An 11,153-nucleotide genomic window follows, 5' to 3' on the forward strand; every position below is an offset into this window, starting at 1 on the left:
CACCTCCTTCGATTCACCGCGCCTCACGGCGCACCAGCGCCTCGTGGCGCACTGACACGGTTCTCACCGGCACCCCGAGTCGGCCGCGGAGGGATGCCGGCGCGCCAGAGGGTGGCCGGCACGTCGCATTCCCATGCCTCGAGGCCCCGTGGGTGTGCTGTGGTCGCTGATCTCCTTGGAGAGCAGCCGGTAGGAGCGGTGGATGCGGCCGGTGGGCGCCATGGGTGAGACATCCAGATCTGGCCGTTGGTCAACCCATTGATTGAGGATCACGTCAACTGCGTCGTTCATTCGACATCTGAATCTTCGACATCGAACTGTTTGACATCAGGCTAACGTCCTCCTAGTATCGGCGAACAGTTCGACATCGGAACATTCGATTTTGTAAGTCTCGACGTGAGGCTGGGGGCGGGCGGCGACCGCTTGTGCTTTCCCGGTGCAGCTCAGCGGCACGGCTCCAAGCGGTAGTTGCCTGCCGCTTTCGCCTGCCAGGAGGGAGACCTGCCATGACAACGGTCGGCAATGTGGCTCTGCTACCGCAGACCAACCGGCTACGCGCGATGCACACGGTCATCCGTGACAAGGACGCTTTCCGGAGAGACTTCGCGGTCTCCTCCCGGCGGACCATCCGCCTGCCTCTCGAAGCGGGACTGGAGCTGCTGCCCTTCGAATTCCCGGCTTCGCCGCAGGGGCTGGAGTGCGTCAGCCGCGCGGCCCCGGCCGTGCGGATCGTGACGCCCGCCGTGGAGGACGGCCTCAGCGAACACGCCTTCACGGTCCCCGGGACCGGAGACTTCGGCGACAGGTTCTCCGGCACGCTCCCGCGGGCCGGCGCCTCATGAAGAACCGGGCGGGGCTCGACTCGGCACTGACGGCCCTGGCGCCCATGGTGTGGGGCAGCACCTATCTGGTGACTACTCAACTCCTGCCGCCCGACCGGCCCTTGCTCGCGGCCGCGGTCCGGGCTCTGCCAGGCGGACTGATCCTCACTGCGGCGGGCCGGACATTGCCCCGAGGCCGATGGTGGTGGCGCGCTCTTGTCCTGGGAGCCCTGAACATCGGGGTCTTCTTCTACCTGCTCTTCGTCGCCGCGTACCACCTGCCCGGTGGCGTGGCCTCACTCGTGGGCTCCATCCAGCCGGTCTTCGTCCTGCTGCTGTCGGCGCTGCTGCTGCGGAACGCGATACGCAGTCGGCAGGTCGCCGCCTGCCTCCTCGGAACGCTCGGCGTCGGGCTGCTGGTGCTGGGCCCCAAGGCCGGCCTCGACACGGTGGGAGTGCTCGCCGGCATGGGCGGAGCCGCCTGCATGGCAGCCGGGATCGTCCTGACCAAGCGCTGGGGTCGGCCGCCGGGCGTGGGCCTGCTCACCTTCACCGGCTGGCAACTCGCCGTCGGCGGCCTGCTGCTCGCCCCGGTGGCCTTCTTCGCGGAAGGTCTTCCTGCACGCCTGACCTGGACCAACATCACCGGCTTCGCCTACCTCAGCCTCATCGGAGCGCTCCTCGCCTACGCCATCTGGTTCCGCGGCATCGAGCGGCTGCCCGCGCTGACGGTGTCGATGCTCGGCTTCACCAGCCCGCTGGCGGCGACTCTCCTCGGCTACGTCTTCCTTCACCAGCGGCTGACGCTCGTGCAGGCAGCAGGGGCGGTGGCGGTGGTGGCGGCGGTCCTGCTGGCCCAGCAACTGCCCGCGCGAAAAGGCCGACAGCACGACGGCATCGACCATGTGGAGGAGCAGAAATCTCATGACCCGGTCCCCTGAAACCACCGAGGCGGCGCAGCTCCCGGCTGCGCCCGGCACAGGAGCGGTCATGACGCGCCCGGTCCTGTTCGACCTCGACGGCACCCTCATTGACACGCCGAACGTCATCGTCGACACCTTCACCAACACATTCGCCTCGCTCGGCATCCACGGCATCACGGCCGCCGCGATCCGCAGCACCATCGGCCGCCCCCTGGCTGAGGCCTTCGCAGACCTCATCGGCCTCTCCTCCACAGCCTCAACCGTGGAAGCGGCCGTCGAGCGCTACCAAGTGCTCTACCGCGAACGGATAGTGCCCCAAGCCCGGACGCTGCTCTACCCCGGCGTGGCCGAAGGCCTCGCTCGCCTGCGCGCCAACGGCATGATCCTTGCCGTCGCCACCAGCAAGTCCACCGCAAGCGCCGAGGCGCTGCTGACTGCAGCCGGCATTCGCGACCACTTCGCCATGGTCGTCGGCGCGGACGCCGTCACCCAGCCGAAGCCGGCCCCCGAAGCAGGCCTCCTCATCGCCGCAGAACTCGGCTACCACCCCAGCCGGGCAATCATGGTCGGAGACACGACGCACGACTTGTTCATGGCTCACAACGCCAACATGCTCTCCATCGCCGTCACTTACGGCATCCACACCCCGGCCCAACTCGAAGCCGCCAAGCCCACCTGGACGGCACGGACATTCCCGGCGGTCGTCGATCACATCCTCAGCACCGTGTAGACCGCCGATCGCGAACACCTGACCCGTGCTCCCGCGCGGGGGAGTGTCTGATCAACGGCTCTGTCTCACATACGGTGGTGACAGACCCCTTCGAACGGGCGGTCCAACGGTATGCCATGGGGCGTGTGCTCAACCAGCACATCCAACTGGGCTGCGCAAAGCCATGACTGCTCACGTGGATGAAGAAGGAGTCGAGTCGCGATGCCGGGCGGCAGCGCCGGGCCGCGCGCTCGAGGGATCCCTCCGCTGAAGGGTGGGTCACGCTCAGGGACGCCCGCACCGTCTTGCCGGGGCCGCGGCGGCGGGCGGTGACGCCCCAGTCGTCGGCCAGGGCGGCGACGAGGAGGAGGCCGCGACCGGACTCGGAATCGGCGTCGGGGTCGGCGGGCGCGGTGACGACGGGCCGGCGTTCCGCGCGGGTGTCGGAGACCTCCACGCGCAGCCGACCGCCGTCCGCCTCGCCGGCCGGCCGGACGTGGAAGTCCCTGCCGGGGACCCGCCCGTGCTGCATAGCGTTGGCGCACAGCTCGGTGGCGATCAGGGTCGGTGTCTCGTTGACGTGGCTGGTGTAGGGGCGGCCCCAGGAGTCCAGGCAGTGCGCGACGAAGAGGCGGGCGAGGCGGGCGCCTCGCGGGGTGGAGGTGAAGGCCATGGCGGACTCTCGGTGGCTGAACTCTCCAGTTCCAAGATCCCCGGCAGAGTCAAGCTGACGCCGGCGGGGAGCGGGCGCCGCTGTTCATCCGTCCCGGGTCGACAACCAACGCGCCGCACAAGGAAGGTCTTCTGGGAACTCGCGTCCAGGAACAGCACGTTGAACGGATGCCCATGAGCCCGCAGCCACCTCACACGTGCGGCGGGTCAGCCACGCCGACAAGAAGGGATTCGACATATGGACGACATCTTTGAGGAGTTCATCGAGGAGATCGCGGAGGAGACGGCCGAAGAGATCGGCGGTGAGGTCGCCGAAGAGGTCGTCGAAGGACTCTTCGACTGACAGGCGTCCATGGGATGCGGCGACGGTCCGACCGGCGCCGCATCCCATGGACGAAGAACCGCCGGTGGCACAGGATGCGGGCGCTCCCGAACTGCGGAAGTTGCGCATCAGCGCGCTCGCGCTGCCTCGTGGGCTGATGACTGTTTTCTGCCCGGTTGTCCAGACCTTGGTGGGAGCGGCGCTCACCGTCGTGCTCACCGTACGGAAGAGGCGGGATGACCGTGACCGGTTGGTCGTGAACAACCCCTGCGGTCGTGGTTGGTGCAACCGTTGCCGTAGATTTCGGGTCCCGTCACGGCAGCAGACGTCTGCGGAAGGAGTCGCGAGGGTGCGAGCAGCCTTGCTGACAGTCGTGGGTGTGAGCCGTACCTTCGGGGAGCGCGAGGCGCTGAGATCCGTCGATCTGGAGGTGGCAGCGGGCGAGTGCGTGGCGCTGCTGGGCCCGAACGGCTCGGGAAAGTCGACCCTGCTGCGCATCGCCTGCGGCCGGGACCGGCCCACCGCCGGCACGGTCGAGTTCGACGGCGAGCCGATGGCCGAGGACGATGTGCGGGTACGCGTCCGAGTGGCGGTCGTCGGTGACGCCCTCAGTTGCTACCCCGACCTGACGGCACGGCAGCATCTCGAACTGGTCGCCGTGGCCCACGATGTGCCCGCGGTCCGGATCGACGCGCTCCTTCGCGAGCAGCGGCTGACCGGCCACGCAGACTCATTGCCCGGCGCGCTGTCCTCCGGGCAGCTCCAGGCGCTGCTGCTCGCGTCGGCGCTGCTGCGCCCCCGTGACCTGCTGGTCCTCGACGAGCCGGAGCAACGGCTCGATCCCCGGGCGCGCGGCCGTCTCGCCGACGTGCTGCGGGCGGAGAGCGACAAGGGCGTGGCGGTGCTGTTCGCCACGCACCAGCCCGAGTTGGCGCGGGCAGCACATCGCGTGATCGCCCTGGACGACGGGGCCGTGGTCGCGGACGGCAGCCCGGACGAGGTTCTGACGGTGGCGGACGCGTGAGCCGTACGGCGTTGGGGACGGAGGCCGACGGCAGCGGAGGCGCGGACGCGCGGCGCAAGGGCGGCACCGCGGACCGGACCGCAGAGACGACGCAATGGCTGCGGGCCCGCCGCGGCGCCGGCCGCGCCCGCCGGTTCGCGTATGCCGTGTATGTCGTCCTGGTCCTGCTGCTCGGCTGGTACGGCCTGTTCGTCATCGGGCTCTTCCACGAGATCGGCCACCGCCGGCCACTGGCGGACAGCGCCGAGACCATCACCCGTATGCTGCCGTCCGGTCTGGTCTTCGTGGCGCTGGCGGGGTTCTTCCTCACGGTGCGCGACGCGCTGTGGCGGGGGCCGGTGATCCTGCCCCGGCCCGACGTCGACTGGCTGCTCGCGCTGCCCGTCCGACGCCGTCCGGTGCTGCTGCCCTGGTTCGCCCTGTCCGCGGGAATCTGGGCGTTCGCCGCGCTGCTGCTGGGTTTCGTCGGCGCACTGCTCATCGCTGCGGCCGGCCTCGGCCGGATCGGCCTTCTGGCCCCGGCCTGCCTGGGCCCCGCGGTCTGCCTGGCCTTGCTGGCCGTGGTCGGGGCGACCGTGGTGGAACGGTCCCGAAAGGCTGCCGACCGGCTCCGTCGGGCCACTCCGGTCCTGTTGCTCGCCGTTCTGCTCAGCGCCGTGCAGGCGGTGGCCGCGGCGTGGGGACACCGCTCGACGGTGCTGGAGACAGTCGAACTGTGGTCCGGCCCGTGGGGCTGGGCGGCACAGCCCGTCCTTGCCGCCGCGGGCCGGTCGGCTCCCCTGTGGCCGGCGGCGCTCGCCCTGCTGGTGGCGGCCACGGCGGCCGCCCTGGTACACGCCGCGAAGGTCGTCGAGGAGATGCCCGCCGCGGTGCTGCGGTCGCGGGGCCGGGCGTCGGGCGGGGTGCTGGCCGGCATCCTCGCTGTGGACATGCGCTCGGTCCGGCTCGCCATGACCGGCGACCTGGAGATCCGCGGCCGTGGCCGTGTCGGACGATGGGCCGCCCGGCTGTCCCCGCCGCGCTCGCCCGGTCTGCTGGTCGCCTGGCGCGATGCGCTGGGCCTGATCATGGCGCCCAGGCGGCCCGGCCTCATGGCCCTGCTGCTCGTGCCGGCCGGTGCGGCCGCCGACGCGGCGGACGGGACCCGGGGCGGGACGGTGTACCTCACGGCGGCACTGGCCGCCCTGCTCGGCTACTTCGCCGCGGCACAGTTGCTGGAGCCCGCCAGGCTGGACGCCGACGACGTACGGCGCACGGCATGGTCGCCCCGGCCCTACGAGCGCCTCGCGCTCGAACACGCGCTCGTGCCGATGCTCGTGCTGGTCGTCACCGGATGCCTGCTCGCCGTACCGGTCGCACTGTCGGCCCACCCTGCGGCACCTCTGGTCGTGCTGGCGGCCGCACCGGTGCTGGTCGCCGCGGGGCTGCTGAGCGCGTACAGATCGCCCGTGCCCGTGTGGGTGCTGTACGGCGGTCCCGTGCTCGGCGATACCGGTCCGATCCTGGCAATGCTGTGGTACGCCATCGGCCCGATGACCGGTGTCGTGGGACTGACCGTGTTGCTCGCCGTACCGTTCCCGGTCGGCATCCCGCAGGCGGCAGAACCACTGGGCCGCCTGGCCGCGTGCTGGGTCCTGGCGCTGCTGATGTTCCGCTGGGTGCTGGGGCGCGCACGCAAGCGGGTACGGCCGTAGCCAGGAGCAGGGCGATCGGCGGCCCTGCGGCCCGCTGCTGAAGCTATGGGTGTCCCTCCCCTCGGGGGAGGGAGCGGGGAGGGCGAGGTGTGCATGGACTCAGCGTGGTGGCCGCGCCGGGCCCGTCACCAGCAGCGACGCCTGTACGGGAGTGTGCTGTACGTGAGGTGGGGCGCGCCCGGTGCGGGGCAGGGGGACGGAGTGGTGTCAACTCTGCGGACAGGTAGGGATGTTGTCCCTATGGTGGGTGGTGAGAGTCGGTGCTCGGTGGGAAGGGGTTCTGTACGGACTCCGGGTCGGTCCGCCGAGCCGGAACCACGGATCACGTCGTGAGGGGACGGCATGACGGCGACCGCACCATCGGGCGGGACACCGGAACCCCGGCCGGACACCGCCGGGAACACCGGGGAAAGCACCACTCCGGGGCCGGCGGGGCAGAACGGAACCCCGGACGGTACCTCACCCCCCGCCCCCGTGCCGCCCCCGCCGACGCAACCCCCTGACGTGCCGCCCCCGGCTTCCCCCGGCGCGGGCAGCGGGGCCGACGACGATCTGCGGACGGTCCTTCCCGAAGTGCTCGGCGTGCCTGCCGGAGCCTCCCGGCGCAAGAGGAGGCTGTGGTTGACGGTGGCGGCGGTGAGCGCTGTGCTGGGAGGTCTGGGCGGGGCGCTGCTGGCGTACGCCATGATCGGGCCGAGCGTCACCAAGGAGAACGACTCCAACAAGGCGTACGACGCCTCCCAGCCGCCGTTCACGGTCTCCGTGCAGCCCGAGCGGAGTGAGCCCCAGGAGTGGGCGATGGTGCTCGACCGGACGCTGACCGACGAAGAGGTCCCGAAGATGAAGGCCAGTTCGGACGTCTTCTCCTACCTCAAGTCCCTGGGCGGCCGTCCGCTCGCCTACGCGCCGTTCCTGGAGCACGCTCCGCAGCGGTACCAGGAGCAGCAGACCTCCAGTGGGGGGATGGAGTTCTCGGACACGTTCAAGATGACCGTGATGAGTACACGGCAGTACGCGGTGACCATCAACGACTGGAGGGTCACCGACCTCACGTGCCGGAAGAGCACCGCGCAGGCCGTCATCGGCCGTCCCTCGCAGGGCGGAGCCGCCTACGAGGGAATCCGGCTCCACCTTCCGCCCCGCTCCGACGAACCGGTGCTGACCGACGACACCGAGGGACAGGGCGAGCCCTATTTCGGCAACCGCTTCGTGGAGGTCGGCAACGGCCAGTCGTCGGGCGGGCTCCGGGCGGAGGTCATCGCGCCGCGGGGACAGTCGTGCGAGTGGGGCGTCCAGGTCCACTACAACGACACCTACCGGCCTGAAGGGCGGTGGGTCCAACTGAAGGACGACAAGGGGAAGCCGCTGCGCATCCGCACGGAGTCCGTCCCGGAGAACCCCCGGCAGAGCTGGGTCTTCGGGTCCGTTCCCTGGACGCCGTGCCATGACGAGCCCGAGGGGAACATGTGCTCCCAGCTCTGAGAGTCAAGGTCGCGGTCCTCGTCGCCGTCCTGGCCGTCCTGTGCGTCCCGGGTTGCAGCTCCTCGCAGTCCGCAGAGGAGGAAACACCGCAGCCGCGCCCCTCGGCGCCCTACTGGGGCAACCGCGGATACACCCTTCCGGACAACGCGTTCACCCGCGAGGGCACGGTCGTCACCGCGACGTGCAGCATGGGTGCGCGTTACGCCGGGGTCAACGTGCAGGCCTGGGATCCCGAGCGGTGGGAGCTGCGCGAGACCCGGAACTTCTTCATCCCCGTCGACGCCGCGTTCAGCAACTACCCGGACGTCAAGGATGTCCACAGCCCTCTCGTGGACCTCTGCGGAGTGAGTTCGGACAGTCCGTCGCCCTACGCCGTGGACGATCTGGAGTACGTGACTCCCCGGGTCCGTGCCCTGTTCGACCTCGCGTACACGCGCATGGCCGTGGTGCTCCGGGACCCGGACGGTAGGACGACGCACGCCGGCTACGTGGAGAGCGGCGGCAATGCCGACGACTTCGTGAGCCTGAGCGACGCGCAGGGCGACGACGAGCAGAACGCCGTGATGGCACCCGATGGGCGGAGTGTCTGGTTCACGTACATCACCGGCGACGGTGAGCGCAGGATCGGTTCGCGATCCACGGAGGGGGATCACCGGCTGTCGGACGAGGGCCCGGCGATCGGGCACGACCTCCCCCTGACCGTCACCGGGAAGCCCCCGCGTGCCGTCCAGGCCAACATGGTGCACCTCGCTCCCGACGGCCGTCGCCTCACCGCGACCGCGCCGAAGATCTACGGGCACGTCTTCCCCACCCGGGATTCCTCGGGACCGCTCACCGCGGCATCGGGCCGCTCCGCCACCCTGCTCAGTGGGTGCGTCGGTATCGTCGGCTGGGTCGGCGACGAACGGGTGCTGTGCCGCACCCGGTCCGCCAACTTCCGGACCGTGGATGCTCGTAGCGGTCGTCCCGAGGGGAACGCCGTCGCCGTGGTCCGCGAGGACGACGGGAGGGTCGCCGAGGGGATGGTGGTGTCGGCGGACGGTGAGAAGTTCATCGCCTCCGTTCACTCGCCCAACGACCGCTCGGGGCAGCCGGTGGGCCTGGGCGACTTCCGGGTGGTGTCGACTTCGGGAGAAGGGGCCGCGGTTCCTGTCTCCGCTGATTCCTTGACCAACGACACGGTGTTCCTGGAGTGGCGGTGAAGCGCACGGGTGCGTGTGTACAGGTGGGTGCTGTACGTGGGAGGGCGGGCGCTTGTCCCCGGTACGGGGGGAAGCGGGCAGAAGCGGTGCGCAGGCCACGGTGCGTGTCCCTAGAGTGAGCCAGGAGTGACGGTCGGGTGCCTGCGGCGGGGCGCGGAGCGGGCGCCTCTGTGCGGGTGGGTGAGGTGAGGTCACCGGTGACGGCTCAGGGCAGTGAGGGCGAGACGGGCATCCTCCGGTGTTTCGGGCAGCAGTTGCGGCTGCTGCGGACGAGCAGGGGGCTGACGCGGGCGGAGTTGGGTGCGAAGCTCAGTTACGGCGAGGACATGGTCGCCTCGGTGGAGTTGGGGCGGCGCATCCCGAAACCGGAGTTCATCGAGCGGGCGGACGCGGCCCTGGAGGCCGGCGGTCTGCTGACGGTGATGAAGGAGGAGGTAGCGCGGGCTCGGTACCCGGCGTTCTTCCGGGATGCTGCGAAGCTGGAGGCGGAGGCGGTTGAGCTGCATGTGTACGCCAACCAGGCGGTGCCAGGGCTGTTGCAGACGGAGGAGTACGCGCGGGCGGTGTTCGATGCGCGACGCCCCCTTTTGGACGAGACGGTCATCTCCGAGCGTCTGGCGGCCCGCCTTGCGCGGCAGGAGATCTTCGATCGGAAGCCCCTGCCGACGATCAGCTTCGTGATCGAGGAGTCGGTACTGCGGCGACCGATCGGCGGATGGGACGTCTGGCGTGGGCAGTTGGAGAACATCTGTCTCCGAGGTCAGAGCCGGAACGTCGAGTTGCAGATCATGCCGACCGAGGTCAGTGAACATGCTGCGCTGGCGGGACCGTTCACCTTGATCGAGACGGTCAAAGGCCTGAGGATCGCCTATGTGGAAGTGCAGAAGGAAAGCCGCCTGCTCCAGGAGCGGAGTTCGGTGCGTGAGCACGAGGAGCAGTACGGCATCCTTCGGGCACAGGCGCTAACACCGCGTGAGTCGTTGCAACTGATCGAGAAGCTACTGGGAGAGATGAACGCCGTGGACGAAGCTAAGGCGAACGGTGAACTGGTCTGGCACAAGAGCACCTACAGCAGTGGCGAGGGTGGCGAGTGCGTGGAGGTCGCTGTCGCTGGCGGTGCCGTTCACGTGCGGGACTCGAAGCGAACGGTGGAGGTTGGGCCTGTGCTGAGGGTCGGTCCGGCGGCGTGGTCGGCGTTGCTTGAGGTGATGTGAGCTTGTCGCCTCCCTGGGTCGTTGTCCGATGAGAGCCGGGCGGACGTGAACGGCAGCTTGGAGCCGGCGGCGCGTCTCTCATCGACACGCCGACCGTTGCCATGAGACGCGGGGCGCGCTTCACGGCTCCCATGTGGAGTACGGCGGCCGGTAGCAACCTCCTTGTCTATGGACGGGAGGCACGTGCTCAGCGTGAGTAGGGGAGGGACGGATGCTGACCGTTCTGATTTCGGTCTTCGCGGTTTTTGTGTCGCTGGGATCGTTGGCTGTTGCGTATGCATCGAGCCGACGTTCGCACATGCCCGTCCTGCAGTTCATGTGGGAGAGCGGACAGGGCGGTTCGAGCGAACCCAAATGGTGGCTGGTCAACGTAGGGACCGGTCCTGCGACCAACATCGTTGTTGCCCAAGCAGTGAGGACCGGACTCACCCGGGGCCTCAACGGCGAGCGGTGGTTCAACCCCGTGCTGGTGCCGTCGATCCCCGCTGGTGGAAAGCTGGCCCTGTCGTGGCTGGGCGGGACGATGGGGCTGGAGTGCGGGTTGGGCGCCAGTTACACGGACGTTGAGCGGTATTTCTACACCACCAAGTGCGGGGACGACGTCTCGATGTTCTTCGTCGGCCTGCACCTGCCTCGATGGCCGCTGCTCAAACTACGTGGGAACAAGGCCGTGAAGACCTGGTGGGGCGTGGAGAATCTTTCCGGGCCGACGTGGTCTTCGGTCACCGAATCCCACATCCGGCGACGCTGGTGGCTGCCCTCCCGCTTCGGCCTCTGCCGTCGCCTTGGCGGGTGGGCCGACCCGGTGCTCTCCTACAGACCATGATGAGGTTCCAAGCCGTCGTCTCCGTTCCCTGACCCCAAGGCCCCGGGGAGAGTCGCGTTCGCCCGGTTTGATCATGTGGCGGACTCCGGACGCAGAGCGGGCACGGCGCTTGTAGATCATGGAGTTCTCTACGCTTCACGATCTGCAGGGTTGCCGTGCCCGCTGCCTCATCTTCTCTCACCGCTGCTGCCCGAGTTCATCAGTTGATGGGCACATGAATGGGTCCGGGGCGTCGTTGTCGCAGGTCAGCGCGATACGGCCTGT

At 69.2% G+C, this 11,153-nt stretch carries 10 protein-coding genes and 2 pseudogenes; 10 read left to right on the plus strand and 2 right to left on the minus strand.

Annotated elements, in window-relative coordinates; all coding sequences use genetic code 11:
* Positions 1–506 precede the first annotated feature (506 nt).
* From JL475_RS36445 to JL475_RS36455, 3 genes are read left to right on the plus strand one after another with little or no spacing between them, the layout of a single operon-like run.
* A complete protein-coding gene (locus tag JL475_RS36445) occupies positions 507–842 on the plus strand; it encodes a uracil phosphoribosyltransferase (protein WP_202282479.1) in 336 nt (111 codons plus the stop codon).
* The gene (locus JL475_RS36450) at positions 839–1,762 is read left to right on the plus strand and encodes an EamA family transporter (RefSeq protein WP_202282480.1); all 924 of its coding nucleotides are present in this window, start codon (positions 839–841) and stop codon (positions 1,760–1,762) included. Before JL475_RS36445 ends, JL475_RS36450 begins: the two co-directional genes overlap by 4 nt.
* A gap of 49 nt (positions 1,763–1,811) precedes the next feature.
* Positions 1,812–2,474 (plus strand): HAD family hydrolase, encoded by a 663-nt coding sequence (locus tag JL475_RS36455; RefSeq protein ID WP_202282481.1) that lies wholly within the window; start codon positions 1,812–1,814, stop codon positions 2,472–2,474.
* Here JL475_RS36455 and JL475_RS36460 read toward each other — a convergent pair.
* Positions 2,461–3,126: an ATP-binding protein gene (locus JL475_RS36460; RefSeq protein WP_202282482.1), complete on the minus strand. Its 666-nt coding sequence runs from the start codon at positions 3,124–3,126 to the stop codon at positions 2,461–2,463. The genes JL475_RS36455 and JL475_RS36460 overlap by 14 nt on opposite strands.
* Positions 3,127–3,547: 421 nt before the next feature.
* Positions 3,548–3,652: pseudogene (locus JL475_RS40865) on the minus strand (IS6 family transposase); the annotation flags it as partial.
* A 174-nt stretch (positions 3,653–3,826) separates the two neighbouring features.
* Here JL475_RS40865 and JL475_RS36465 point away from each other — a divergent pair.
* From JL475_RS36465 to JL475_RS36490, 7 genes and pseudogenes are all read left to right on the plus strand, one after another.
* Entirely contained in the window at positions 3,827–4,471 is a 645-nt protein-coding gene (locus tag JL475_RS36465) for an ABC transporter ATP-binding protein (RefSeq protein ID WP_307825299.1), read from the plus strand.
* Positions 4,468–6,165 carry a hypothetical protein gene (locus JL475_RS36470; protein WP_202282484.1) on the plus strand — a complete coding sequence of 566 codons (1,698 nt, stop codon included), beginning with the start codon at positions 4,468–4,470 and terminating at the stop codon, positions 6,163–6,165. Before JL475_RS36465 ends, JL475_RS36470 begins: the two co-directional genes overlap by 4 nt.
* Before the next feature lie 636 nt (positions 6,166–6,801).
* Positions 6,802–7,647: a hypothetical protein gene (locus tag JL475_RS36475; protein ID WP_237409291.1), complete on the plus strand. Its 846-nt coding sequence runs from the start codon at positions 6,802–6,804 to the stop codon at positions 7,645–7,647.
* Positions 7,632–8,849, plus strand: coding sequence for a hypothetical protein (locus JL475_RS36480; protein WP_307825300.1), 1,218 nt, complete (start codon positions 7,632–7,634; stop codon positions 8,847–8,849). The genes JL475_RS36475 and JL475_RS36480 overlap by 16 nt, the downstream gene beginning before the upstream one ends.
* Before the next feature lie 185 nt (positions 8,850–9,034).
* Positions 9,035–9,859: pseudogene (locus tag JL475_RS36485) on the plus strand (Scr1 family TA system antitoxin-like transcriptional regulator); the annotation flags it as partial.
* Positions 9,860–10,063 (plus strand): DUF397 domain-containing protein, encoded by a 204-nt coding sequence (locus tag JL475_RS40870; protein ID WP_237409297.1) that lies wholly within the window; start codon positions 9,860–9,862, stop codon positions 10,061–10,063.
* A gap of 211 nt (positions 10,064–10,274) precedes the next feature.
* Positions 10,275–10,889 (plus strand): hypothetical protein, encoded by a 615-nt coding sequence (locus JL475_RS36490; RefSeq protein ID WP_202282487.1) that lies wholly within the window; start codon positions 10,275–10,277, stop codon positions 10,887–10,889.
* The last annotated feature ends 264 nt before the right edge of the window (positions 10,890–11,153 follow it).

This window comes from Streptomyces sp. M2CJ-2 (genome assembly GCF_016757295.1).
Classification (GTDB): Bacteria; Actinomycetota; Actinomycetes; order Streptomycetales; family Streptomycetaceae; genus Streptomyces.

Bases quoted from the DNA above. Each gene is read 5' to 3' on its own strand.
- JL475_RS36445 (WP_202282479.1), top strand. From the start codon at position 507: ATGACAACGGTCGGCAATGTGGCTCTGCTACCGCAGACCAACCGGCTA.
- JL475_RS36450 (WP_202282480.1), top strand. From the start codon at position 839: ATGAAGAACCGGGCGGGGCTCGACTCGGCACTGACGGCCCTGGCGCCC.
- JL475_RS40870 (WP_237409297.1), top strand. From the start codon at position 9,860: ATGAACGCCGTGGACGAAGCTAAGGCGAACGGTGAACTGGTCTGGCAC.
- JL475_RS36490 (WP_202282487.1), top strand. From the start codon at position 10,275: ATGCTGACCGTTCTGATTTCGGTCTTCGCGGTTTTTGTGTCGCTGGGA.
- JL475_RS36460 (WP_202282482.1), bottom strand. From the start codon at position 3,126: ATGGCCTTCACCTCCACCCCGCGAGGCGCCCGCCTCGCCCGCCTCTTC.
- JL475_RS36455 (WP_202282481.1), top strand. From the start codon at position 1,812: ATGACGCGCCCGGTCCTGTTCGACCTCGACGGCACCCTCATTGACACG.